The 25473-nt window shown below is 71.6% G+C and carries 17 protein-coding genes; 11 read left to right on the forward strand and 6 right to left on the reverse strand.

All coding sequences use genetic code 11. The features are described from left to right. Nucleotides 1-158: 158 nt before the first annotated feature. A complete protein-coding gene (locus tag ABZ078_RS34980) occupies nt 159-1247 on the forward strand; it encodes a substrate-binding domain-containing protein (protein WP_356582081.1) in 1089 nt (362 codons plus the stop codon). Nucleotides 1248-1377: 130 nt separating this feature from the next. Continuing rightward, nucleotides 1378-1698 carry a hypothetical protein gene (locus ABZ078_RS34985; protein ID WP_356582083.1) on the forward strand — a complete coding sequence of 107 codons (321 nt, stop codon included), beginning with the start codon at nt 1378-1380 and terminating at the stop codon, nt 1696-1698. A gap of 25 nt (nt 1699-1723) precedes the next feature. On the opposite strand, the gene ABZ078_RS34990 is transcribed toward ABZ078_RS34985, so the two are convergent. Continuing rightward, entirely contained in the window at nt 1724-3535 is a 1812-nt protein-coding gene (locus ABZ078_RS34990; protein ID WP_356582085.1) for an ABC transporter ATP-binding protein, read from the reverse strand. A gap of 199 nt (nt 3536-3734) precedes the next feature. On the opposite strand from ABZ078_RS34990, the gene ABZ078_RS34995 reads away from it, so the two are divergent. Continuing rightward, nucleotides 3735-4199: a hypothetical protein gene (locus ABZ078_RS34995; RefSeq protein WP_356582087.1), complete on the forward strand. Its 465-nt coding sequence runs from the start codon at nt 3735-3737 to the stop codon at nt 4197-4199. Nucleotides 4200-4281: 82 nt separating this feature from the next. Here the strand turns inward: ABZ078_RS34995 and ABZ078_RS35000 are convergent, their stop codons facing one another. From ABZ078_RS35000 to ABZ078_RS35010, 3 genes are all read right to left on the reverse strand, one after another. Continuing rightward, complete coding sequence (locus tag ABZ078_RS35000; protein ID WP_356582148.1) at nt 4282-6921, reverse strand: SpoIIE family protein phosphatase; 2640 nt, start codon at nt 6919-6921, stop codon at nt 4282-4284. A 203-nt stretch (nt 6922-7124) separates the two neighbouring features. Continuing rightward, nucleotides 7125-8222, reverse strand: coding sequence for an ABC transporter substrate-binding protein (locus ABZ078_RS35005; RefSeq protein ID WP_356582089.1), 1098 nt, complete (start codon nt 8220-8222; stop codon nt 7125-7127). A gap of 143 nt (nt 8223-8365) precedes the next feature. Then, on the reverse strand, nt 8366-9394 hold the full coding sequence (locus tag ABZ078_RS35010; RefSeq protein ID WP_356582091.1) for a LacI family DNA-binding transcriptional regulator: 1029 nt from the start codon (nt 9392-9394) through the stop codon (nt 8366-8368). A 256-nt stretch (nt 9395-9650) separates the two neighbouring features. On the opposite strand from ABZ078_RS35010, the gene ABZ078_RS35015 reads away from it, so the two are divergent. Genes ABZ078_RS35015 through ABZ078_RS35040 form a run of 6 tightly spaced genes read left to right on the forward strand, consistent with a single transcriptional unit; the run spans nt 9651 to nt 21162 of the window. After that, nucleotides 9651-10967 (forward strand): sugar ABC transporter substrate-binding protein, encoded by a 1317-nt coding sequence (locus ABZ078_RS35015; protein WP_356582093.1) that lies wholly within the window; start codon nt 9651-9653, stop codon nt 10965-10967. A 60-nt stretch (nt 10968-11027) separates the two neighbouring features. After that, on the forward strand, nt 11028-11990 hold the full coding sequence (locus tag ABZ078_RS35020) for a sugar ABC transporter permease (protein WP_356582095.1): 963 nt from the start codon (nt 11028-11030) through the stop codon (nt 11988-11990). Nucleotides 11991-12019: 29 nt separating this feature from the next. Next, entirely contained in the window at nt 12020-12841 is an 822-nt protein-coding gene (locus tag ABZ078_RS35025) for a carbohydrate ABC transporter permease (RefSeq protein WP_356582150.1), read from the forward strand. Nucleotides 12842-12845: 4 nt separating this feature from the next. Then, nucleotides 12846-14789: a beta-L-arabinofuranosidase domain-containing protein gene (locus tag ABZ078_RS35030; protein ID WP_356582097.1), complete on the forward strand. Its 1944-nt coding sequence runs from the start codon at nt 12846-12848 to the stop codon at nt 14787-14789. 38 nt (nt 14790-14827) lie between these two features. Beyond that, the gene (locus tag ABZ078_RS35035; RefSeq protein ID WP_356582099.1) at nt 14828-18934 is read left to right on the forward strand and encodes an Ig-like domain-containing protein; all 4107 of its coding nucleotides are present in this window, start codon (nt 14828-14830) and stop codon (nt 18932-18934) included. A 59-nt stretch (nt 18935-18993) separates the two neighbouring features. Further along, complete coding sequence (locus tag ABZ078_RS35040) at nt 18994-21162, forward strand: beta-L-arabinofuranosidase domain-containing protein (protein WP_356582101.1); 2169 nt, start codon at nt 18994-18996, stop codon at nt 21160-21162. A 23-nt stretch (nt 21163-21185) separates the two neighbouring features. On the opposite strand, the gene ABZ078_RS35045 is transcribed toward ABZ078_RS35040, so the two are convergent. Then, nucleotides 21186-22421, reverse strand: a complete 1236-nt coding sequence (locus ABZ078_RS35045) for a hypothetical protein (RefSeq protein ID WP_356582103.1) — start codon at nt 22419-22421, stop codon at nt 21186-21188. Between the two features lie 134 nt (nt 22422-22555). Then, nucleotides 22556-23482 carry a GNAT family N-acetyltransferase gene (locus ABZ078_RS35050; protein WP_356582105.1) on the reverse strand — a complete coding sequence of 309 codons (927 nt, stop codon included), beginning with the start codon at nt 23480-23482 and terminating at the stop codon, nt 22556-22558. Between the two features lie 122 nt (nt 23483-23604). On the opposite strand from ABZ078_RS35050, the gene ABZ078_RS35055 reads away from it, so the two are divergent. Together ABZ078_RS35055 and ABZ078_RS35060 are read left to right on the forward strand one after the other, a co-directional pair. Next, a complete protein-coding gene (locus ABZ078_RS35055) occupies nt 23605-24396 on the forward strand; it encodes a DUF817 domain-containing protein (RefSeq protein ID WP_356582107.1) in 792 nt (263 codons plus the stop codon). A gap of 130 nt (nt 24397-24526) precedes the next feature. Next, nucleotides 24527-25471: an aminoglycoside phosphotransferase family protein gene (locus ABZ078_RS35060; RefSeq protein WP_356582109.1), complete on the forward strand. Its 945-nt coding sequence runs from the start codon at nt 24527-24529 to the stop codon at nt 25469-25471. The last annotated feature ends 2 nt before the right edge of the window (nt 25472-25473 follow it).

Below are 25473 nucleotides of genomic sequence, written 5' to 3' on the forward strand. Positions count from 1 at the left end.
ACCGGCGGCCGCGGGCTGCTGCTGGTCGAGGCGATGTCGGAGTCCTTCGGCTCGGTGCCGGTGGCGGGCGGCAAGCAGGTCTGGAGCGAGATCCGCGTGCCCCTTCGCGAGCCGGCCCACGCGGGCTCGACGCCCCGAGAGGAAGGCGAGGGTCCGCCATGAAGACCCGGTTCCGTGTGCGGCACGTCGTCGCGGCGCTCGCCGCGGGACTCATGGCGGTGCCCCTGACGGCCTGTTCGGACGGCGACGGCGGGGACGCGGACGGCTTCGCCGTGGGACTGCTCCTCCCGAGCCGGGCGGTACCCCGCTGGGAGCACTCCGACAAGCCCCTGATCGAGCAGCGACTCAAGGAGCTGTGCCCCCGCTGCACCGTGCAGTACGCCAACGCCGAGAACGACGCGTCACGGCAGCGGGAACAATTGACCTCCATGATCACCAAGGGGGTCAAGGTGGTGATCCTCGACGCCGTGGACAACAAGGCGCTCCGCTCCTCCATCCAGGAGGCGCGCAGGGCGGGAGTCCCCGTCGTCGCCTACGACCGGCTCGCCCAGGGCCCGATCTCGGGCTACGTCAGTTTCGACGGGGGGCAGGTCGGCAGGCTCCAGGGCGAGGCGCTGCTGAGGGCCATGCGGGAGAAGGCGACCACGGGCAGCGTCGTCATGGTGAACGGAGATCCGTCCAGCCCCAACGCGGCGTGGTACCGCAGGGGCGCGCTCTCCGTCCTCCAGGGCAAGGTGAAGATCGGCAGGTCGTACGACACCCGCGGCTGGAGCACGGACAACGCCCACGCCAACATGTCCGCCGCCATCGCCGCCCTGGGCCCGGACCGGATCGGCGGCGTCCTGGTGGCCAACGACGCCATGGCCGCGGGCGTCATCGCGGCCCTCAAGAACGCCGGTGTCAGGCGTCTGCCTCCCGTCACCGGCCAGGACGCCGACCTGGAGGCCGTGCGGCGCATCGTCAAGGGCGAGCAGTACATGACGGTGTACAAGCCGTTCAAGGCGCAGGCCGCCGCGACCGCCGCCATGGCCGTCGCCCTGGGGCGTGGCGAGGACGTCCAGGACGTCGCCACGACGACGGTCGACAGCCCCACGACCGAGGACATCCCTTCCGTGCTGCTCACTCCGCGTACGGTGACGGCCGGGAACATCGAGCAGACACTCGTCAAGGACGGCGTGTACACCGTCGGGCAGATCTGCACCCCGAAGCTCCGGCCCGCCTGCGCCCGGGCCGGACTCGCACCGTGACGGGCGTGCAACCGTTCGGCCCCGCCGGAAGAGGACCTCATGCCCCGATCGATCGTGCGGCACCAGCCAGGCCTGGATCGACGAGGGCGATGGCCTGACGTACACCTTCAAGCTGAAGATCGACAAGGCGGTGCCGGGGGCCAAGGGCTCGGTGGCGCTGGAGGCGGAGCCCCGGCCGTTCGACAAGAACAAGGACAACGACAAGGCCGACATCACGCTCGACGTCGCCGACGCCGGTTCCACGGGCGGCGGTGGCTCGACGACCTCGGGCTCGGACTCCGGCTCCACGTCGAGCGGCGGATCCGGTTCCAGCGGTGGTTCCAGCGGTCGTTCCGGTGCCGCCGACTCGACCGCCGTCTCCGGCGACCTGGCGAGCACCGGCTCCGGCTCCGCCCTGCCCCTCGCGGGCGCGGTGCTGCTGGTACGCCGCCGCCGAGCCGCCCGGCTCTGACGACCGAACCCGGTCCGGTCTCTGATCAGGGCAGTTCGGCCCGCGCCGGGCTGTCGTCGAGGAAGCCACCCGACTGGTGCTGCCACAGTTTCGCGTAGGCGCCGTCCAGCGCGAGCAGTTCCTCGTGGGTGCCCTGCTCGACGATCCGTCCGCGGTCGAGGACGACGAGCCGGTCCATGGTGGCGACGGTGCTCAGCCGATGTGCCACCACCAGTGCCGTCCGCCCGTCCATGAGCCGCCACAGCGCCTCCTGCACCAGGATCTCGCTCTCGGAGTCCAGGGCGCTGGTCGCCTCGTCGAGCAGCAGGATCGGCGCGTCCCGCAGGATCGCCCGGGCGAGGGCCACCCGCTGGCGCTGACCGCCGGACAGCTTGACGCCCCGCTCGCCCACCAGGGTGTCGAAGCCGTTCGGCAACGCGTCGGCGAACTCCGTGACGTGCGCCGCCTCGGCCGCGCGGCGGATCTCGGCCTCGGTGGCGTCCGGCCGGGCGAACGCGATGTTGTCCCGCAGGGTGCGGTGGAACATCGCCGGATCCTGCGGCACGTAGGCCATCAGGCCGCGCAGGTCGGCCTGGCGCAGCCTGGTGATGTCCTGACCGCCGATCAGGATCCGGCCCCCGTCGATGTCCGTCATCCGGAGCAGCAGCCGGGCGAGGGTGGTCTTGCCGCCGCCCGACCGGCCCACCAGGCCGATCCTCGCCCCGGCGGGCACCGCCAGGTCGAGCCCCTCGAACAGCGGCCGGCCACCGGCGTGGGCGAAGCGCACCCGCTCGAAGCGGACGTCGGCCCCGCGCGGCACCGGCTCCGGCGACGGCGGATCGAGCACCGTCGGCGGCGTCAGCAGCAGCTCGGTGAACTGCGCGGCCTCCGTCATCGAACTCTCCAGCCGGCGGTAGATCTGGTGGAACTCGAACATGATCCGCGTCGCGTTGCTGTAGTAGGTGAAGGCCACCACCACCGCCTCCACGCCGTGCTCGCCCCCGCCCAGCGCCACCGCCAGCAGCAGCCCCAGCGCGTTGGTCAGGACCGACATCGGCGCGACGAGCGTGTCGATGCGCAGATTGCCGTAGTCCCACGACCGCAGGGTGAGCCGCCGCGAGGTCGCGACACGGGAGCGGTGCTCGGCGGCCTCGCGCTCCTCCGCGGCGAACGCCCGCACCGTGTCCATGTTCATCAGACTGTCGGCGACATGCCCGGACACCCGGGCGATCGCCTCCTCGCGCTCGTCGACGAGCGCCTGCCGGCGCCGGATCAGGGGAACCACGCACACCGCGGTCACGGTGATCATCACCAACAGGCCGACCACGAGCAGGGGTTCGTAACGCCACAGCACCACGGCCCCGAAGGCCAACGGCACGAAACTGCCCACGACCTGGAACGTCAGTGTGTCGACGAACTGCTCGAAACGGGAGGCGAAGCTCAGGACGCGCTTGGTCAGCGAGCCGGCGAAGTTGTCGTGGAAGAACGCGGCGTCCTTGGCGAACAGCTCGTCCATCCCGATCACGTACAGATGCTCGATGCCGAGGGCGTCGAGGCGGTTGAGGCAGTGCAGGGCGATACGCCACAGTGCCTCCGCGAGCAGCAGGACACCGGCGAACCCGAGCACGTACGGCAGTGTCGAGGCGAGCGTGACGTCCTTGTCGGCGGCGAGGTCACCGACGAGCTTGGCGACGATCAGCGGCGCGATGTAGTTGATTCCGATGTTGCCCAGCGCCGAGAGCAGCATCGCGGGTACCGTCAGCCGGCGGAGCCGGGCCAACTCCCGTCCGTAGTGACGAAGTGCGAGAAGCACCGAGCGTTTGCCCGGCTGAACCCTGCGAGATTCAGGCGTTGCCATCCCACCCCTGGTGTTGTCCTGCGGCAGCCCGGCACGCGCCACGCGGGCAGGGGCCATCGCCGCAACGGCCGTGTGGATTTCGGTTCGAGTCCGGCAGTGTCCCGCGCCGACGACCGCGGCGTCCAAGGGTTTTCCGGCCGGGCTCGCACGGTATGCGGCGGTACGCCGGGCCCAACTCCCCCACCCCACGGAGGACTTCGTGCGTCTTCTGCCCCGCTCGCTCTCCGGCTGGACCATTGCCGTGTTCGGTCTTCTCGCCGCCACCCTGGGCGCGGTTGGCCTGATCGCACCGGACGTCCTGCTCACCCTCATGGGCTTCGCCACCCCGGCCGGCTCCCGGCGCGCGCAGGAGGACCACACGCCGGTCTTGGTGACCGCCTCCTCCATGGCGGCGCTCAACATGGGCGTGTACTACGTCCTGGCCGCCCGCACCGACTGGAAGCCCTTCTTCCGCTGGACCGTCCCCTTCCGCCTGCTGACCTGCGCGGTCTTCACACTCGCGGTCATCGCAGGCCGCGCCCCCACCGCCTTCCTCGGCGTGGGCCTGTGGGAAGGGCTCGGCGCCCTGGCCACGGCCGCCGCCCTCCGACACGAGCGCAGGCACAGCGGCAGACGGTGCGGACGCCGTCGAGGTCTGCCTCCCTCCCCTCACGGCCCTCGGTGACGACTCGGCGGACCGACGCCACGGCGGCCGTGATCTGGCCCGGCCGGCAGCAACCTGACAGCCCTCGCGCTCGGCGGGACGTTCACCAGCCGGTGTCGTCCCACTGGTCCAGCAGCGCGTCGGCCACCGCTCCGTCGGGTTCGCCCGCCGGGCCGTGGACCGACTGCTCGGCCCAGATGACCTTGCCCCGTGCCATGTAGCGGGTGCCCCACCGCTGCGCGAACTGGGCCACGAGGAACAGCCCCCGCCCGCCTTCGTCGGTGGTCGCCGCCCGGCGAAGGTGCGGCGCGGTGCTGCTGCCGTCGGCGACCTCGCAGATCAGGCTGTCCCGGTCGTGCAGCAGCCGCAGGCGGATCGGGTCGGTGCCGTAGCGGATGGCGTTGGTGACCAGTTCGCTGATCACCAGCTCGGTGGCGAAGGCCACGTCCTCGAGCCCCCAGGACCGCAACCGCCGGGTGACCTCGGTCCGGACGTCGGCGACGCTCGCCGGATCGTTGGGCACCTCCCACTCGGCGACCTGGGAGGGATCGAGCCGGCGGGTACGCGCGACGAGCAGGGCGACGTCGTCGCCCGGACGGGTCGGAAGCAGGGCGTCGAACACCGCCTGACAGGTCTCCTCCGGAGTCCGGCCCGGGTGCGCCAGGGCATCGCTCAGGGTCCGCAGTCCGGCGTCGATGCCCCGGTCCCGGTCCTCCACCAGGCCGTCGGTGAACAGGGCCAGCCGTGATCCCTCGGGGAGGGTGAGCTCGGCGGTCTCGAAGGGCAGGCCACCCCCCAGGCCCAGGGGCGGGGAGCCCGGCACGGCCACGTACTCCACGGAGCCGTCCGGGCGCACCAGAGCCGGCTCCGGATGGCCGGACCGGGCCAGCGAGCACACCCCGGAGGCCGGGTCGTAGACCGCGTACAGACAGGTGGCTCCCGTGACCCCCTCGCCGTCACCGCGCGCGCTCTCCGCCGCGCTGTCGATCCGCGTGACCAGGTCGTCCAGGTGCCCGAGCAACTCGTCCGGGGACAGGTCCAGGGCGGAGAAGGTGTGCACCGCGGCACGCAGCTGGCCCATGGTGGCGGCGGCGTGCAGGCCGTGCCCGACCACGTCACCGACCACGAGGGCGACCCTGGCGCCGGGCAACGGGATGACGTCGAACCAGTCACCGCCCACCCCGTCCCGGGCGGGCAGATAGCGGTGGGCGGTCTCGACGGCCGAGTGGTCGGGGAGGGCACGGGGCAGCAGGCGGCGCTGGAGGCCTTCGGCCAGGGTGTGTTCGCGGGTGTAGCGGCGGGCGTTGTCGATGGCCACCGCCGCCCGGGCGGCGAGTTCCTCGGCGAAGGCCAGATCGTCCTCCTCGAAGGCCCCCTCCTGCGAGCGCCAGAAGCTCGCCATGCCCAGCACCACACCACGGGCCTGCAACGGCACGGTGATGCGGGAGTGCAGCCCGTGCTCCAGGACGCGCCGTGCTCGCTGCGGATCCTGGGCCCGCCAGTCGTCGGACGCGGTCAGGTCGGCCTCCAGGACAGCCTGCCCACGCCGGACACCGACGGCCACCGGCGTGGTGGGAACGTGCCGGATCAGCTCACCCACGGGGTAGAGGGACCGGGCCGCCTCGTCGCCGTGCACCGCCGCGCGGCGCATCTCGGGGCCGGGCCCGGGCGACTCCTCACCCCGCAGGACCGGATCCAGCAGATCGACCGTGGCGGCGTCGGCGAACCGGGGAACCGCCACCTCGGCCAGCTCCTGGGCGGTACGCGTCACATTCAGGGTGGTGCCGATCCGCCCCCCCGCCTCGTACAGCAGCCACAGCCGCTCCCGGGCCACCTCGGCCCGCCCCGCCAGAGCCCGCAACTCGGTGGTGTCCCGCAGCGTGGCCACGCTGCCCGCCGGGCCGCCGTCGGGATCGACCGGCCGCATGTTGACGGCCAGCAGACGGTCGCCGACCAGATGGACCTCATCGGTGACGGTCCGGCCCGAGACCAGCAGCCCGGTGGTGTTGGTCTCCAGCCCCAGGTCGGTGACAGGGCGTTCCTCGGCATCCCCGGGCAGTTCCAGCAGGCGCCGTGCCTCGTCGTTGGCCAGCAGCAGTCGCCCGTCACCTCCGATGATCAGCACGCCTTCCCGCACCGCGTGCAGCACCGCGTCGTGGTGCTCGTACATCCGGGTCATCTCGGACGGGTCCAGACCACGGGTCTGCCGCCGCAGCCGCCGGGAGACCAGCGCCGTCCCGCCCGCGGCCACCGCCAGACCACCACCGGCGAGGCCGAGCAGCTGCGGCATCTGGTCCCGCGCCACCTCGTTCACGCTGTCCACGGTGATGCCGACCGACACAAAGCCGGCGATCGTCCTTCCGCCGGTGTCATAGACGGGAACCGTCGAGTCCACGGAGAGGCCGAGACTGCCCTCGTAGGTCTGGGTGATGGGTCGGTCGGCCGCGGCGCCCTCGCGCTGCGCGAAGACGTGCTTCCCGATCAGCCTCGGGTCGGGGTGCGTCCAGCGGAAGCCGTTCGGATCGAAGGCGACGACGTAGTCGACCCGGGACTCCTTCCGGGATTCCTCCGCCCGCGGCTGGAGCAGCTCGGTGGGATCGGCGGACTTCATGGCCTCCAGCGTCCCCGGGGCGTTCGCGAAGGTGTGCGCGACCCCCCACGTCAGCTGACGTGCCTCGTCCATGATCGAGTCCCGCGTCTGCAGGACGAGGGCCACGCCCGCGGCGGCGGCGAACAGCACCATGATGACGAGCTGCAACAGGAACACCTGGGTCGCGACGCTGCGCGCCTTCGGCAGGAAACCCCGACCCGTTGCCGCACGTGGGCGTCGGACTCCGAACCGGTGGGACCAGGAGACCGAAGATCGGCCAAATGGTTTGGCCATACACTTTCTTTACCATACGGGTACACATGCGGCACTCGGGGAGTGCGGGTATCGCTCCCGGCTCAGGACCGAATCCACTCCTGCCAGCGCCGGGTCACCGGAGCCTGGTTCTTGATCCACCAGTCGATGTCCAGGTCGAAGCCGGTCTGCAGATGACCGGGAGAGCTCGCCAGGTCGGCGGCGGCGGTGGACGGGATGCTCGCGTAGGCGGCGGGGACGACCGGGCCCAGCGGGTAGATCCTCGCCAACCCGGCCTGCACCTCGGGCCGCATGGCGAAGTCGATGAGCCGGTAGGCGGCGTCGACGTTGGACGCGCCCTTGGGGATGCCGTAGCCGTTGGTCTGCCTGCGTGCGCCGTTCCACTGGTAGGCGAGCGGGGCGCCGTCCGCCATCAGACGGGTGAGGCGGCCGCTCCAGACGGTCGAGGCCACCACCTCCTTGCGGTCCAGCAGGACGCCCGGCGCATTGCCGTCGTCCCAGAACCTCCGCACGGAGTCCTTGATCCGGTCCAGGGCCCGGAAGGCACGGTCCACGTCCAGGGGGTACAGCCGGTCCATCGGCACCCCGTCGGCGAGAAGGGCGAACTCCAGTTCCGGCCAGTCCATCGCGCTCTGCAGCGCACGGCTGCCCGGGAACGCCCCGGTGTCCCAGAAGTCCGCCCAGGACTCGGGCCGTCTGCCGCCGAAGGCGTCGGTGCGGTACGCCATGACGCTGGCCCAGTACTCCTTGCCGACGCCGTAGGAGGTGAGCAGGGACGTGGCGATGCCCGCGTTCCGGGTGTTCCTCAGCCGGTCGTGGTCGAGCTCCTCGACGGCACCCGCGCGCTGGAAGAGCAGCAGGTCACTCATGTTGGTGTCCATGACATCGCACGGCGGCCGGCCCGCCTTGATCCGGTCGAGCATCTCCGGGTAGAGCATCTTCACCACTCGGATCCGGATGCCGGTCTCCTTGGTGAACGGGTCGTAGACGGCCTTGCGTTTCGCCTCGCCGGCGACGCCGCCACTGTCCCGGACGACGAGTGTCCCGGTCGCCCTGGTGCTCCTGGTCCCGGAGGTGGTCCGGTCGGTGCCGCTCCCGCAGGCGGTGATCGAGAGAGCGCCCCCCGTCACGCCCGCGACGCCACGGAGGAAAACCCTGCGGTCGATGCCGACGTCTCTCACATCCTGCTCCCGTGAAGCGTGATCGAGGCGCGTGGGCCGCCAGGAACATTAGTACGTATCAGAGAGTACCGGTACATACAGGGCGAACCAGGAGGAGAACGGGCGGGAGAGCCGGCGGGGCGTGAGTGCGCCGATCGCGCGGTTCAGGACAGCGGAGCCGTCGATCCCCTGATCACGACGCGGCAGGGCAGCGCCTCGACCCCTGAGCGCCGCACCCCCGAGATCGCGGTGAACAAGGCGTGCGCCGCCACCCGGCCGACCTCCTCCAGACCCATGTCGACGCTGGTCAGCGGCGGACGGGAACCGGAGGTCAGCACCTGCCAGTCGTCGAAGCCCATGACCGCCACATCCTCCGGCACCCGGTGGCCGCGCTCGCGCAGCACGTCCATGACGCCACGGGCGATCTGGTCGCTGCCGCACAGCACGGCGTCCACGTCCGGGCGCCGGTCGAACAGCAGCGCGGTGGCCGCCCGGCCCCAGCCCTCCGTCCACGCCCCGAACCGCGGTTCGCCGACCAGGGCGAGACCGGCGTCGGCGAGCGCGGCCCGCGCCCCCTCGGCCCGTTCCCGCGCCGCCAGATATCCGGGGTCGCCCGTGATGTGCGCGATCCGGGTGCGCCCACAGGCGAGCAGATGCTCCACCGCGATCCGACCGGCGTCGACGTTGTCGGGGACGACGGACAGATCCGTCGGGTCGTCCGACGGCGCGTACGCGTAGACGACCGGAACGGGCAGCTCACGGCCCAGGGACGGACGCGGATCGGTCCGGCTGCCCACCACGATGAGGCCGTCGACCCGGCGCCCGAGGAGCGCCCGGACGTGGTGCTGCTCGCGAATCGCGTCGCCGCGGGCGTCGCAGAGGAAGACCGCGACCTCACCCGCCCCGAACGCGTCCTCCGCGCCCATGAGTATCGGAATGCTGAACCGGCCCTCCAGATCGCTGGTGAGCAGACCGACGGTACCCGTCCGCCCGGCGAGCAGACCGCGGGCCAGTTCGTTGGGCCGGAACGACAGCCGCGCGGCGGCGTCGATGACCCGCTGCCGGGTCTCGGCGCGCACCTGACCGCGGCCGTTGAGGGCCTTGGACGCCGTGGCGATGGACACCCCCGCCAGCCGGGCGACGTCGCTGAGCGTGGCGGGCTGCGAACGAGAGGGGTCGGCGGCCTGTGCCATGGAGTTCTCCTGTCTCGCGTCGCGCGCCGTAAACCGTACGCGAGAAGTTTCGGTCCGGAGGCGTGCGGCCGCGTATCCGCAGGACGCGACAGGACCGTACATTCCAGCGCTGCAAGGGGATTGACGAGCAATCAGCCGCGTCCTAGCTTGCTGAAAGCCTTTTCTGTCTTCTTTCTGTCCGCAGCTCGTCCCTGAAGTTCGTCGCAGAAGTTCGTCGCAGACGCCACGGCCCGCCCGCCATCCAAGGGGGATCGTCATGGGGAGCACGACCGGACCACATGGACACCTACGCCGGTTCGCCACCGGAGTCGTCGCCCTCCTCGCCGCCGCGAGCCTGGTCACGGCGTGCGGCTCGGGCGGGGACGGTCCGGGCGGCGGGGGAGGAGGCGCGGCGGCGGACGCGAACGGCGTCGACGACGGCACGACGCTGACGATGTGGACCCGCGCCGCGACCCGGCCGCAGAGCGAGGCCCTGGTCAAGGCGTACAACGCGAGCCACCGGAACAAGGTCGAACTCACCGTCGTCCCGACCGACGACTACCAGGCCAAGGTCGGTGCCGCCGCCGGCTCCCGGGACCTGCCCGACCTCTTCGCCTCCGACGTGGTGTTCGTCCCGAACTACACCTCCAGCCGTCTCTTCGCCGACATCACCGAACGCGTCGACGCCCTGCCCTTCGCCGACGACCTGGCCCAGTCGCACATCAAGGCCGGGACGTACGAAGGGAGGAAGTACGTCGTGCCGCACACGCTCGACCTGTCGGTGCTCCTCTACAACAAGGAGCTGTACCGCAAGGCCCGGCTCGACCCCGACAAGCCGCCCACCACCCTGGCCGAATGGGACCGGCACGCACGGGCCGTGGACGCGCTCGGCGAAGACGTCGCGGGCACCTTCTTCGGCGGCAACTGCGGCGGCTGCGGTGTCTTCACCTGGTGGCCGTCCATCTGGGCCGCCGGCGAAGAGGTCCTCCACGAGGAAGGGACCGGGGCGAACCTCGACTCCGACACCGCGCGGAAGGTGTACGACACCTATCGAGGCTGGGTGAGGGACGGCATCGTGGCCCCCGGCGCCCGTGACGAGACCGGCACGACCTGGACCGGGGTGTTCCCGAAGGGCAAGGTCGGTGTGATGCCCATGCCGTCCACCACCCTGGGGCTGATGCCCGAGGACCTGGACTTCGGCGTCGCGCCCATCCCCGGCCCCGACGGCGGCCGATCCACGTTCGTCGGCGGCGACGCCATCGGGATCTCCGCCACCAGTGACAAGACCGACCAGGCATGGAACTTCCTCGCCTGGTCGCTCGGCGACGAGGCACAGGTCGACGTGGTCGCCGCCCACAAGGACGTGGTGGCGCGCACCGACCTCGCCGCCAACAAGCACTCCGTCGCGGACCCCCGCCTGGTCACGATCAACGAACTCGTGGCGGACGGCCGGACCCCGTACGCCCTGAAGTTCGGCCAGACCTTCAACGACCCCAACGGGCCCTGGCTGACCCTGATGCGCAACGCCGTCTTCGGCGACGGCACGTCCGTCGAGAAGGACAACGAGGCGGTCACCGCGTCGCTGGCCGACTGACCGTGCCTCACGGCAGAGGAGAGCCATGGTCGAAAGGACCCCTCACAGCGGAGGAGAGCCATGCGGGTGAAGGCGCCCGACCGAACGGCCGCCGAGCAGCGGGCGCAGCCCGAACACCCGCCCCGCCCACCCCGTACGGCCACACCCCGGTGGCGCTCCCGCACCGCGCAGGGCCTGGGGTACGCGGCCCCCACCGCCCTGTTCGTCGCCGTCCTCTTCCTGCTGCCCCTGCTGCTCGTCGGCCAGATGTCGCTCAGCCACTGGCCGCTGCTCGCCGGGAACCAGGGCGGCAACGCGCCCGAGAACTTCACCGACGTCACCGACAGCCCCCTGTTCGGGCCCGCCGTCCGTTTCACCCTCCTCTACACCGTGATCGTCACGGTCGTCCTCCTGGGCCTCGCGCTCCTGCTCGCCCTGCTGGTGCAGGAGTCCCGCCCCGGCGCGGGCTTCTTCCGCACGGTCTACTTCCTGCCCGGCGCCCTGGGACTGGCCTCCGCCTCCCTGCTGTTCTGGGGCCTGTACAGCCCCACCACCGGCCCGCTCAGCCGCCTGCTGGAACGGCTCGGCGTCGTCGACGAGCCGGTGTCCTTCCTCGGCTCGCCGACCTCCGCCCTGCTGTCGACGGTGTTCCTCGTCGTCTGGAAGTTCGCCGGCTTCTACATGCTGATCCTCCTCGTGGGCCTCCAGCGCATCCCCCACGAGGTGTACGAGGCCGCGCGGATGGACGGGGCGAACCGCGGGCAGATCTTCCGCCGCGTCACGCTGCCGCTGCTGAAGCCGTCCCTCGCCCTGTCCCTGCTGCTGTGCGTGACCGGATCGCTGCTCGCGTTCGACCAGTTCTTCGTCCTCACCAAGGGCGGACCGGACAACAGCACCGTCACCCTCGTGCAGCTGATCTACCGGGAGGCCTTCCAGCGGCTGGACCTGGGCACCGCGGCCGCCCTGTCGCTCCTCGTGCTGGCCGCGCTGCTCCTGCTCAACAGCGCGCAGTTCCGCGGTCTGCGCCGCGCCGACGAGTCATGACCCGCCCCGCCAGGAGAAGGGACACCCCGGTGCTCACCCGCGCCCTCGGCCGGACGCCGTACTACGTGGTCGCCGGAGGTCTGGCCGTCATCTTCCTCTTCCCGCTGCTGTGGAACGCCTGGGCGTCGGTCAGCCCCCAGCCCGGCACCGCACAGGAGTCCGGCTACGGCCTCGGCAACTACCGCACGCTCCTCGACTACGACGCGGGCCTGTGGCGGTACCTCCTCAACAGCACCGTCGTCTCGGCGCTCACCGTCGCCCTGACCCTCGGCGTGTCGCTGCTCGGCGGCTACGCCTTCGCCCGCTTCGACTTCCCGGGCAAGAACCCGCTGTTCCTGCTGACGCTGGCCATCCTCATGGTGCCGTACGCCACCCTGCTCATCCCGCTCTACGTGCTGCTCGGCAGACTCCATCTGCAGAACTCGCTGATCGGGCTGAGCCTGGTGCTGGCCATGTTCCAACTGCCGTTCGCCACCTTCATGATGAGGATCTCCTTCGAGGCGGTGCCGCGCGAACTGGAGGAGGCTGCGCTCGTCGACGGGTGCGGCACGGCGGGCGCGCTGCGCCGGGTCCTGCTCCCCGCGGTGAGACCGGGGCTGATCACCGTGGGACTCTTCGCCTTCCTCGCGGCGTGGAACGACTTCATCGCGCCGCTGATCCTCATCTCGGACAGCGAGAAGGCGCCCCTGCCGCTGGCCGTCGCGAACCTGCGCCAGCAGAGCATGGGCGCGGTCGACTACGGGGCCACCGAGGCGGGCGTGGTGGTCCTCGCCGTGCCCTGCCTGCTCGTCTTCCTGCTGCTGCAACGGCACTACGTACGGGGCTTCATGTCGGGCGCGCTGAAGGGATGATGCGGTGACGGAGAACACAGCGGGGCCATCGGTGCTGCCGGTGGCGCCGAGCCGCGGTCGGCTCAGGCCCCTCGGCCTCGACGAGGTCCGGATCACCGGGGGCTTCTGGGCCGGGCGCCGGCGGACCAACGCGACCGCCACGCTCGACCACTGCCGTGACTGGATGGAACGCGTCGGCTGGATCGGCAACTTCCGCGCCGTCTTCGAGGGCCGGATCGGGCGGGACCGGCGCGGCCGCGAGTTCGCCGACTCCGACGTCTACAAGCTCCTCGAAGCCATGGCCTGGCAGTCCGGACAGGGCGCCGGCCCATCGCTCGACGCGCAGATCGCGGAGCTCACCGAGACCATCGCCGCCGCCCAGGAGCCGGACGGCTACCTGAACACCGCCTTCGGCCACCCCGGCCGGCAGCCCCGCTACAGCGACCTCGAATGGGGTCACGAGCTGTACTGCTACGGCCACTTGATCCAGGCCGGCGTGGCCCAGGCGCGGGCCCGCGGCGAGGGCGAGCTGACGAAGATCGCCCGGCGGGCCGCCGACCACGTGTGCGCCACCTTCGGGCCGGGCGGCATCGAGGGCGTGTGCGGGCACCCGGAGATCGAGACGGCCCTGGTCGAACTGGCCCGGGCGACCGGGGAGCAGCGCTACCTCGACCAGGCCGCCCTCTTCGTCGACCGCCGCGGCCACGGCACCCTCGCCGACATCGAGTTCGGCCGCGCCTACTACCAGGACGACCTACCCGTACGGCAGGCCACCGTCCTGCGCGGGCACGCCGTCCGCGCCCTCTACCTCGCCGCCGGAGCCGTCGACGTGGCCGTGGAGACCGGCGACGACGCCCTGCTCGCGGCCGTCGTACGGCAGTGGGAGGCGACGGTCGCCCGGCGCACCCATCTCACCGGCGGCATGGGCTCGCACCACCGGGACGAGTCCTTCGGCGACGACTTCGTCCTGCCGCCCGACCGCGCCTACGCGGAGACCTGCGCCGGCGTCGCCTCCGTGATGCTCAGCTGGCGGCTGCTCCTCGCCACCGGCGAGCCGCGCTTCGCCGACCTGGCCGAGCGGACCCTGTTCAACCTGGTCGCGACCTCACCTTCCGACGACGGCCGGGCCTTCTTCTACGCCAACACCCTGCACCGACGCCGCCGGGGCGCCGTCCCCCCGGCGGACGCCGACAGCCCGCGCGCCGAATCGAGCCTGCGCGCCCCCTGGTTCGCGGTGTCCTGCTGCCCGACCAACGTGGCGCGGACCCTGGCCCTGCTGCCCGCGTATCTGGCCACGGCGGACGGCCACGGCATCCAACTCCACCAGTACGCCGACGCGGAACTCTCCGCCGGCGGCGTCGCCCTGCGGGTCCGTACCGACTACCCGTCGGACGGACGCGTGACCGTACGGATCGACCGCTCCCCGGACCACCCCTGGACCCTGTCACTGCGCGTCCCCTCCTGGACGGAGGGAGCCACCGCATGGCTCGTCGACGCCGACGGGACACGCCGGGCCGTCCCTCCGGGCACCGCCACCGTCACCCGCATCTTCCGGCCCGGCGACGAGATCCGGCTCGATCTGCCCATGGCCCCCCGCTGGATCGCGCCCGACCCGCGCATCGACGCCGTACGCGGCACGGTGGCCGTCCAGCGCGGACCGCTGGTGTACTGCGCGGAGTCCGCGGACCTGCCGGGCGGGCGCGAGGTCGACGCCGTACGGGTGGACACGGCCGGCGAGCCGCAGGACGGGCCCGAGGACACCGTCGTGGCGCCCGGCGAACTCGCCGCATCGCAGGAGCCGCGCGACGCCGCATGGCCGTACCGGCCGCTGGACCGAGCCTTCGCGCCCGCCGCCGAGCGCACCGGCATCGTCCTGGTGCCCTACCACTCCTGGGCCGGTCGCGGGCCCTCGACGATGCGCGTGTGGCTGCCGACCACGCAGCCGCGGACCACGCCCCCCGGGAGGTAGACGTGCACGGATCACGAAGACGACACCACCGCACACCCTTGGCCGGAGCGCTGGCCCTGGGACTGCTGGCCTCGCTCGCCGCCGCCACACCGGCCGCAGCGGACAACTCGGCCATCGGCCATCCGGTCTTCTCCGGGGCCACCGAGCCCGTGCCGGAACTCCCGGCCGGCTTCACCACCCACCGCACCCTGCGCGCCCAGTACGACGCCGACCGCAGGGCCGGCGACGGCACCGACTTCTGGATGGACCGGATGCTGGCCCGCAAGGGCGAGGACCCGGCGGGCGACTGGCTGTTCACGCGGGGCCGTGCGGTGTTCATGAAGGAACACGACCCCTCGCGGCTCGGTTTCGCCGGCAAGGTCGCCTACTGGGAGAGCATCGACAACCGGTCCGCGTACACCGTCGACCTGGTCGTGAACGGAGAGAAGCTCACCCTCCGTGAGGACACCGGCGCACGCGCCCAGACCCCGAGTCACTGGCGCGGCGAGTTCACCCACGAGGCCACCGGCCTGAAAGTCACGCAGACCAAGTTCCTCACCGACGCCAACGTCGCCGTGACGAACCTCGCCCTCACCAACACCGGTTCCGCGGGCCACCACGTCACACTGCGCGCCTCGTCCCCGTACACCACCACCGCCGAGGGCCGCGAACTCACCGGCACGGTGGCCGCGAAGAACAACCTCACCACCGTCTTCCCCCGCTTGAGCGGCGACGGCATGACCGCGGACGGCGAGAGCCTGACGCGCACCCTGGCGGTCCCCGCGAGCGAAACCGTCACCCTGAAGGTCCAACTCGGCTTCGTCACCGAGGAGATCGCCCGCTCCCGACCCGAGTACGACGCCGTGCGCACCGCGACCCCGGCCACCGCCTTCCGCCGCCACGTCCAGACGTACAACCGCTGGTGGGCCGAGAACCTGCCCTACCTCGACATCCCGGACGACAACATCGAGAAGACCCTGTACTACCGCTGGTGGCTGCTGCGCTACAACTACCTGGACGCCGACATCCCCGGCAGCGACTACCAGTTCCCCACCTCCATGGAGGGCGTCCTCGGCTACAACAACGCCATCGCCCTGACCGTCGGCATGTTCGTCGACGACCTCAAGTACCTGCGCGACCCCAGCTACTCCTACGGCCCATGGGTGTCGGCCGGAGAGGTCTCCAAGAACGGCAAGTACACCGACAACCCCGGCGACCCGGAGAACTGGTCCAACAGCTACACCCAGTACATCTCCGAGGCCGCCTGGCGCTCCTACCAGGTGCACGGCGGCCCCGACGGCATTGTGCGCAACCTCGCCCGGTACGCGGAGGGCGACGTCCGCGGCCAGCTGGAGAGCTACGACCACGACGGCAACGGCCTCATCGAGTACGACTGGGGCGCCATGACCGGCAACGACGCCGACGCGGTGTCCTTCGACTGGAAGCCCGGGAACCTGGACCGCGCCGAGTCGGCGTACGTCCACAGCAACGCCACGGCCGCGGCCCGCGCCTACGACCTGCTCGGGGAGAGCGCGAAGGCCGACGAGATGCGCGGCGTCGCGAAGCGGGTGAAGGACGCGGTCCTGAAGTACCTGTGGGACCCGAAGGACAAGCTGCTCAAGCACCGCCACGTGGCCTCGGACAGCCTCGTGCCCTGGAAGGAGATCAACAACTACTACCCGTACAGCGTGGGACTGATGCCGACCCCGGACGAGGACCCCCAGTACCTTCAGGCCCTGCGGCTGTGGGCGGACGCGAAGCAGTACCCCGTCTTCCCGTTCTTCACCGCCAACCAGGCCGACAAGGCGCAGGCGGCCGAGCAGGGGCATCCGGGGAGCAACAACTTCTCCGTCATCAACTCCACCGTCACCTTCCGCTTCCTGTCCTCGGTGCTGCGGAAGTACCCGAACAAGTACATCGACCGCACCTGGTACAAGAAGCTGCTGTCCTGGAACGCCTGGGCCCACTACATCGACGGCGACAACCGGTGGCCCGACCAGAACGAGTTCTGGGCCGACGGCAGCGCCGACCCGCAGCGGATCGGCTACCGCTCCTGGATCCACCACACCATCCTCGGCACCACCAACTGGACCGTCATCGAGGACGCGATGGGCTTCCGCCCCCGCACCGACCGGAAGATCGAACTGTGGCCGATCGACGTCGACTGGCCCCACTTCGCCGTCACGGACATCAACTACCGAGGCACCGACGTGGCCGTCCTGTGGGACGAACCCGGCGACGGGAGACGGCCGTACGGCGAGCGGGTCCCCGAGGGCTACTCCGTCTACCTCGACGGCAGGCTCGCCTTCACGGCCGACTCCCTCACCCACCTCGTCTACGACCCCGCCACCCGCAGGGTGACCTTCCCCGACGGGGGTGACGCCAAGGCGCGAACGACCGCTCTGCGCACGGCCGTCGCCGCACCGCAGGACGTCGAGTACGGTCCGCGGGACCGCGTCACCGACCTCTTCGCCAAAGCGGGCCGGGACCTCACGGGAGTGGCCGAGGAGAACCTCGCCGCCGGTGCCGCGGCCCGCGCCTCCCACGAGGAGCGGGGGCGCCCAGCGGCAGGAGCCGTCGACGGGTTCACCGTCAACGAGCCCTTCTGGGGCGCCCGGGGCTCGGGCAACGCCGAGGACTGGTACGAGATCGACTTCGGGCGCCCGCGCGAGGTGGACGACGTCCGGCTCCACTTCTCCAGCGACAAACGGCCCGGCGGATACGCCGAACCCGCCCTCTACACCGTGCAGTACGAGGGCGGCGACGGACGGTGGAAGGACGTGGCCGGACCGGTGAAGTCGCCGGTCCGTCCGAGGGCCAACCTCAACCAGGTGCGGTTCAAGCAGGTGACGACTGAGAAACTGCGGGTCCTGCTGCGGCACCGGGACGGTCACACCAGCGGCCTGACGGAGATCCAGGCGTTCGCCACCGGCGAGCGCCCCCCGGCCGCCCGCAACCAGCCCCCGTACGTGGAGGCGTGGCGCGACACGACGTACAACCGGCCCGGCCAGGTCCGGCTCACGGGCGTCGTCGAGGACGACGGGCTCCCGGAGCGGAAGCTCTCCGCCGCGTGGCAGGCGGTGGAGGCACCCGAGGACGGCACCGTCATCTTCGACGACCCGCGCACCCCCACGACCGTCGCCCGCTTCACCAGGGCCGGCCTGTACACCCTCGAACTCACCGCCACCGACGGCGCGTCGCAGTCGTCGAAGAAGGTCGTGGTCAAGGTCGACGACCTCGGCGACGGGCAGGTGAACGTGGCGCCGTACGCGACCCCCACCGCGTCCTACACCTCGGGCTGGGAGTCGGTGGCCGCCATCAACGACGGCCGCGAACCGGCCTCCTCCGCCGACGCCCCACGCTGGGGAAGCTGGCCGGAGAAGGGCACCCAATGGGTGCGGTACACCTGGGACGACCCCGTCCGCGTGGACGGCTCCGACCTGTACTTCTTCCGCGACGCGCAGCCCGGCGCGGCGGACGGCGTCGGGGTCCCCGAGTCCTGGGTCATCGAGTACCGCGACGGCGACACCTGGCGCGAGGTCGACTCACCCACCGGCTACGGAACCGCCGAGGACCGCTACAACAGGACCACCTTCACACCCGTCACCACGACCGCACTGCGCGCCCGGCTGACCGGACACCCGAACCTGGCCCTCGGCGTCCAGGAGTGGAAGGTGTACGCCGAGCCGCCGGAGTCCGTGCGCGAGGTCCATGTCCCCACCGCACGCGGCACGATCCCCGACCTGCCCGACCAGGTGACGCTGGTCTACGCCGACGGCTCGGCGGCGCGCTCACCCGTGGCCTGGCCGGCCCTCACCGAGGAGCAGGTCGCCGAGGGCGGCACCAGCGTGCGGCTCACCGGCCTCGCCGACCGGACCGCGCAGCCCGTCACCGCCACCGTGTGGGTACGGCACACCGACGCGGTCGAGATCACCAGCATCGCGCAGGAGCGCGTCACCACCCGCACCGGCAGGGCACCCGCACTCCCGGCGACCGTCGTCGCCACCTACAACGACGGCTCCAAGGACAGCCGGATCCCGGTGACCTGGGACCCGGTGCGGCCGGACCAGTACGCCGGGCCGGGGACCTTCGAGGTGACGGGAACCGTGCCGGGGACCACCTACCGGGCCACGGCCACGGTCACCGTGACGACCGCCCCCTCGTGACCGAGGGCCGCCGTACTCCCGGCCCATGCCCGCCGCCCATCGACGATCGGAGTCCGCGCATGTCCCCACCACCCTCCCGCCGCCGCGTGCTGAGGATCACCGCCGGCACCGCGGCCGCCGCCCCGGTCATGGCCTCCGGCCCACTGGCGCACGCCTCCGCGCCCACCCGGACCACGGCGGCCGCCACGTCCGCCCCGACCGCGAGGGACGCGGCGCCCGCCCCGCCCACCTGGGCGGTACGACCCTTCCCCCTGGACCAGGTGACCCTCGGCGACGGCGTCTTCCGCCGCAAGCGCGACCTGATGCTCGACTACGCCCGGTCCTACCCGGCCGACCGCATCCTGGCCGTCTTCCGCGCCAACGCCGGACTCGACACCCGCGGCGCCCTGCCGCCCGGCGGCTGGGAGACCTCCGACGGCAATCTGCGCGGCCACTACGGCGGCCACTTCCTCACCCTCGTCGCCCAGGCGTACGCCGACACCGGGGAGCGCGCCCTCAAGGCCAAGCTCGACCACCTGGTCGGCGCGCTCGGTGAATGCCAGCAGGCCCTGGCGGAGCACGGCGACCCGAGGCCCAGTCACCCCGGCTATCTGGCGGCGTACCCGGAGACGCAGTTCATCCTGCTGGAGAGCTACACGACGTACCCGACCATCTGGGCGCCGTACTACACCTGCCACAAGATCATGCGCGGCCTCCTCGACGCGCACACCCTGGCCGGGAACGACCAGGCGCTGTCCATCGCCTCCAAGATGGGCGACTGGGTGTACAGCCGCCTCGGCCGGCTGCCGAAGGCCCAGCTGGAACGCATGTGGTCGATCTACATCGCCGGCGAGTACGGCGGCATGAACGAGGTCATGACCGACCTGTACGCCCTCACCGGACGGCGGGAACACCTCGCCGCCGCCCGCTGCTTCGACAACACCGCGCTGCTGCACGCCTGCGCCGAGAACCGGGACATCCTGGAAGGCAGACACGCCAACCAGCACATCCCGCAGTTCACCGGCTACCTACGGCTGTTCGACCACACAGGCGAGGAGGAGTACGCCGCCGCGGCCCGCAACTTCTGGGGCATGGTCGCGGGCCCCCGGACGTACAGCCTGGGCGGCACCGGCCAGGGCGAGATGTTCCGCGCCCGGGGTGCCATCGCGGCCACCCTGGACGACAAGAACGCCGAGACCTGTGCCACGTACAACATGCTCAAGCTGAGCCGGCAGTTGTTCTTCCACGACCCGGACCCCGCCTACATGGACTACTACGAGCGGGGCCTGACCAACCACATCCTGGCCTCACGCCGGGACGCGGCGAGCACGGACAGCCCGGAGGTCACGTACTTCGTGGGAATGGGCCCGGGAGTACGGCGCGACTTCGGCAACACCGGCACCTGCTGCGGTGGCACCGGTATGGAGAACCACACCAAGTACCAGGACTCGGTCTACTTCCACTCCGCCGACGGCGACGCGCTCTACGTCAACCTCTACCTGGCCTCGACCCTGCGATGGCTGGAACGCGGGCTCGTCATCGAGCAGACCAGCGACTACCCGGCCGAGGGCGTCCGCACCCTGACCTTCCGCGAGGGCGGCGGCAGGCTCGACCTGAGACTCCGCGTGCCGTCCTGGGCCACGGCCGGCTTCTCGGTCACGGTCAACGGCGTACGGCAACGGGTCGAGGCCGTGCCCGGCCGCTATGTCACCCTGCGCGGGAACTGGCGGCGCGGCGACCGGGTCGGCGTCTCCGCCCCCTACCGCCTGCGCGTCGAGCGGGCCCTGGACGACCCCACCGTCCAGTCGGTGTTCCACGGGCCGGTGCTGCTGGTGGCGCGGAGCCCGCAGACGCAGTTCCGCGCGTTCTCCTTCTACAAGGACTTCACCCTCCGCGGCGATCTCGCCGACGCGATCCACCCCGAGGGCCGGCCGCTGCACTTCACCACCAACGGCCTGACCCTGGCCCCGTTCACCCTCGCGGACGACGCCCGCTACCACGCCTATTTCCAGCGTGCCGAACCCGTCGTCGTCTTCGGCTCCGCCGACTCGGGTGTCCCGAACCGCGCCCGCGGCGACGGGCTGACCTTCCTCGACGTCCTGTGGGAGCGGGCTCCCTTCGCGTCCTCCGGCCGTTTCGTCGCGGCGGTGCGGGCTCTTGCCGACCGCTGGCTGTCCGAGGGGCTGTTCACCCGCGAAGAACGGGACCGTGTCGTCGCGGCGGCGGTCGGCTCGGACCTGAGGCGCTGAGCACGAGGCGGGCGCAGGGCGGCTCAACGCAAGGCGCGGACGAACACGTCCCCGACCAGGTTCGTGTCCTCGGGCACCAGGCCGGGGTGGTAGGAGTCGAACACGGCCGTCCCCCCGTCCGCGCTCAGCGCCGCCCGCCCCACGGTCACGGGCTTTCCGTCCTGCCCCGGTGACAGCAACTCCTCGTGGCCGGTGCGCAGATCACGCAGCACCAGCCCCAGCGTCGCGCGGTCCGCGGTGGCCGTGTTCAGGAGCAGCTTCGAGCCGTCCACCGAGAGGCCCGACACCTGGGTGAGGTCGGTGGGGGAGCGGCCGTCGTACCGCTGGAGCGTGCCGGTGCGCAGATCGCGGACGAAGGCGTTCCAGGACGTGCTGCCGGCGCCGTTGGGGTCGACGCCGGGGACCAGATTGGAGGCCACCGAGTTGAAGCCGACCTTGGAGCCGTCGGCGCTGAGCACCGGGGCGATCGCCGACCTGTCGGCCGGGGCGCCGTCATGGGTGGCGTCGGCCCGCACGGTACGTCCGGTCACCCTGTCGTACACCAGGATGTCGCCCTGGTCGTCGTCGGACGGCCCCGCGTAGCCCTCGAGGTAGGCGCCCTTGCGGCCGTCCGCGCTCATGGAGATCTGCCGGCACTGGTGGAAGTTCTTCGAGCCGTCCGAGGGTCGGCTGACCCGCCGCACCTGCTGGGTGCGGCGATCCAGGAGCATGACCCGGCAGGCGTACGCGCCGTGCTCGTCGACGGCGGGCCGGGCGACGAAGGCGACGTACCGGCCGCTCGCGCTGATCGGGGCGACGCCGTACGACACCTGGTAGCCCTCCTCCATCGCGGGTGCCAGGCGTTCGACGCGACCGGTGCGCAGGTCGAGGACGTGCACGGAGGACGCCCCGGTCGTGGCCGAGTACGAGGTGAAGGTCAGATGGCGACCCGACTCGGACAGTTGGGGCGTCGACGTCGTCTCGCCCGGCACCACCACCCGCCGCAGCGGCGCGCCGGGAGCCGTCCGGTAGAACACGCTGGTGGGCACGTCCGTGCCGGGCACCAGGTTGGTCGCGCTCGACGTGAAGGCCACGACGCGGCCGTCGGCGCTGACCACCGGTTCCACCGAGTGACTGTTGCCGCCCGTGCCGTCGGCGGCCACGCTGATCCGTTCGGTGCGCGGGGCCTCGTCGTCGCTCGCCGCCCCCGCCGCCCCGGCGGGCCAGGCGAGACAGACGGCGAGGACGGCGGTCGTGAAGACAGGTAAGGAAGGTCTCATCAGGTGGCTCCCCCTTCGGCCGCGGAGCGGCGACCGCCGCCCCTCGTGCCCCCCGGCCACGCGCCGGAGGGCTCACGCGATGAAAGCGCGCGGCCGACCAGGGGTCGATGCGCGGCGCGACGCCGGGCGGCTCGTCACCTCAGGACGGCTTCCCAGGTGTCGACGGCGAAATGGACCGCCATCCCGTGGCGGGCGTACAGGGCGGGAGCCCCGGTGGCGTTGGCGGTGTCCACCCCGAGCCCCACCACATCGCGCCCTCGCGCGGCGAAGGCCGCGAACGCGTTCCGCAGCAGCAGCCCGCCGATGCCCAGCCCACGGCCCTCACGGACGACGCCGATGCTCCGGATCCACCCCATCGCCTCACGGTCGTCGCGGGCGAGCAGGAACCCGACGTCGCCCAGTTCCTCGGTACTGGCGATCCACACCAGCGACCAGTCGAGCGCGTCGGCGTCCACGTCGTGCAGCCACTGGTCGTAGCCGCGAGGCTGGAAATCGAAGTGCTGGGCGAAACTCGACTGGTACAGGGCGTGGACGCGCGCACGGTCCGCCTCCTCGGCGCACGACCGCAGCCGTACCCCGGGCGGCACCTGCGGCACCAGGTCCTCGGCGGGATCCACCGGCCGTCGCAGCACGTGATAGCGCCGTACGACGTACCAGCCCCGCTTCTCGATCAGACCGGTGTCCAGCGTGGGCTGCGTGTTGAGGTGCAGGTGCACCACCGCCCGGTCCGCACCGTTGCCGCGGGCCTTCTCCAGGGCGCGGGCCTCCATCGCGTCCAGCAGGCGCTGTCCGACGTCCTGGTGGTCGGGCAGGAGGTAGTGGTCGATGTCGACGCGCTCGCCGGCCGACTCGTCCCACAACAGGCCGTACGCCACCAGCCGGTCGTCGTGGAAGGCCAGCCAGGAGTCGCGCTCCAGATCGACGTCGGGCCGCTTCAGATCGGCCTCGACGGTGTGCAGGTCGGTCTCGGGCCGACCTATCTCGATCCGGTCGACCTCGTTGAGCAGGTCGGTGATGGCGGCCGCGTCGGACAGGCCGGCAGGACGAAGGGCATAGGGCATGGGCACAGCGTCCGGGGGAGGGCAGGGTGACCGCAACGGATTTTCGGCTCCGGCCCGGCAACCCGAGCGGCCGCAGAACCGTCCTCGAACACATCATGGTCACCACAAACATGACAGGCCCCATGGCCTCATCGGTTCGCCAGCTGCTCGACTTCGCGTGGACACAGACGCGGGCCTGCGCGTTCGCCATCGCCCTGCTGTCCGGCGTGGCGGCGTCCGCCTTGCTGCCCGGCCTGCCCATCGCCCGGTACGACCTCCTCGTCGCCTACGGTGTGCTGCTCACCCTGCTGTTCTGGGTGCGCGGCTGGGAGAACGGCCGGGACGTCGCCGTCATCGCGGTCTGCCATGTCATCGGCCTGGCGTTCGAACTGGTGAAGGTGTCCCTCGGCTCGTGGAGCTACCCGGAGCCGGCCGTGCTGAAGTTCGCGGGCGTCCCGCTGTACGGGGGGTTCCTCTACGCGGCTGTCGGCAGCTATGTCTGTCGTGCCTGGCACCTGTTCGACCTGGAGCTGGTCCGGTACCGCCCGCGCTCGACGGCCGTGGTCGCCGCGGCCGTCTACGTCAACTTCTTCAGCCACCACTGGCTGCCCGACGCGCGGTGGCTCCTGGCCGGCCTGCTGCTGGCCGTCACCGCGGGCACCTCGGCACACTTCACGGTGCGCGGTGTACGCCGCCGGATGCCGCTGGCGCTGTCCTTCCTCCTGATCGGCTTCTTCCTGTGGGTCGCGGAGAACCTCGCGACCTACCTGGGCGCCTGGCGCTACCCCTACCAACTCGACGGCTGGCAGCCCGTCGGCGTGGACAAGATCGGCGCCTGGTCGCTGCTGATCAGCGTCACCGTCGTCCTGGTGGCGGTCACCCGACCGCACCGCGGACAGCAGACCGAGAGCAGGGCGCCGAGCTCCGGACGCTAGCCTCGCATGCCGACGGTGCCGACCGAACTCCGCGCTTCCTCCGCGGCGTCGGCCGTGGCCGGGCGGCGGAGGCGCGCAGGCGGAGGGGGCGCCGGCGGGCGACAGGGCGGAACTCGACTTCGAGGTGACGGTGGACGCGGGATTGCTGGAACGGGGCGCGGACTTCCTCGAGCGGTGGGGACTGCGGCAGGAGGGCGCCCCGATGAACGGTCGTGTCTCGGTCGTCCTGCCCGTGGTGTGCCCGGACGGCAGACGGGCCGCGCTGAAACTCCAGGACATCGACGACGAGACGGCCGGTGAGGGACTCGCGCTGCGGACCTGGGACGGCGACGGCTGCGTCCATCTGCTGGCCGAGGACGCGGAGACCGGCACGCTGCTGCTCGAACGGCTCCACGAGGAGCGGCCGCTGGCGACCGTGCCGGACGTGATGACGGCGACCCGCATCCTCGCGGAACTGCTCGCGCGGCTCACGGCCCTGCCGGCACCGGCGGGGCTGCGGCGGCTGGACGCGATCACCGCGGGCCTGTTCGAGCGGCTGCCGCCCGTCCTGGCGACCCTGCAGACCGCGGGCGCCGACGACGAGGTACGCCTGCTGAAGGACTGCGCCGCGGCCGTGCGGGAGGTCGCGGACGAGCCCGGGGACCGGCTGCTGCACTGGGACCTCCACTTCGAGAACGTCCTCGCCGCCGACCGTGAGCCCTGGCTGGTCATCGACCCGAAGCCCCTCGCCGGCGACCCGTGCTTCGAGCTGCTGCCCGCGCTGTGGAACCGTTTCGAGGAGGGCCGGCTGACGCACCGCTTCGACCTGATGACGGAGATCCTGGGCGTGGACCGCGAGCGAGCTCGGGCGTGGACGCTGGGGCGTGTGCTCCAGAACTCCCTGTGGCGCGCGGAGGAAGGGCAGGCACTGAACGCCGAGCACGTGGCCATCGCGCGCACGCTGCTGGGGACAGGCGGCCCGCGCCGCCCGGCGCCGCCGGCCCCGCGCCTGCCGCACCGACAGCACTCGGTGAGGCCGACTCGGCCCGCCGACCGGCCGGCCGGCCTCACCGAGCCCGGACGGAGCGCTCGCTGAGG

This window comes from Streptomyces sp. NPDC006385, assembly GCF_040612485.1.
Lineage (GTDB): Bacteria > Actinomycetota > Actinomycetes > Streptomycetales > Streptomycetaceae > Streptomyces.

Bases quoted from the DNA above. Each gene is read 5' to 3' on its own strand.
- ABZ078_RS35020 (WP_356582095.1), top strand. From the start codon at position 11,028: ATGCGGGTGAAGGCGCCCGACCGAACGGCCGCCGAGCAGCGGGCGCAG.
- ABZ078_RS34990 (WP_356582085.1), bottom strand. From the start codon at position 3,535: ATGGCAACGCCTGAATCTCGCAGGGTTCAGCCGGGCAAACGCTCGGTG.
- ABZ078_RS35055 (WP_356582107.1), top strand. From the start codon at position 23,605: ATGGCCTCATCGGTTCGCCAGCTGCTCGACTTCGCGTGGACACAGACG.
- ABZ078_RS35015 (WP_356582093.1), top strand. From the start codon at position 9,651: ATGGGGAGCACGACCGGACCACATGGACACCTACGCCGGTTCGCCACC.
- ABZ078_RS34980 (WP_356582081.1), top strand. From the start codon at position 159: ATGAAGACCCGGTTCCGTGTGCGGCACGTCGTCGCGGCGCTCGCCGCG.
- ABZ078_RS35045 (WP_356582103.1), bottom strand. From the start codon at position 22,421: ATGAGACCTTCCTTACCTGTCTTCACGACCGCCGTCCTCGCCGTCTGT.
- ABZ078_RS35040 (WP_356582101.1), top strand. From the start codon at position 18,994: ATGTCCCCACCACCCTCCCGCCGCCGCGTGCTGAGGATCACCGCCGGC.
- ABZ078_RS35010 (WP_356582091.1), bottom strand. From the start codon at position 9,394: ATGGCACAGGCCGCCGACCCCTCTCGTTCGCAGCCCGCCACGCTCAGC.
- ABZ078_RS35000 (WP_356582148.1), bottom strand. From the start codon at position 6,921: ATGGTGCTGTTCGCCGCCGCCGCGGGCGTGGCCCTCGTCCTGCAGACG.
- ABZ078_RS35050 (WP_356582105.1), bottom strand. From the start codon at position 23,482: ATGCCCTATGCCCTTCGTCCTGCCGGCCTGTCCGACGCGGCCGCCATC.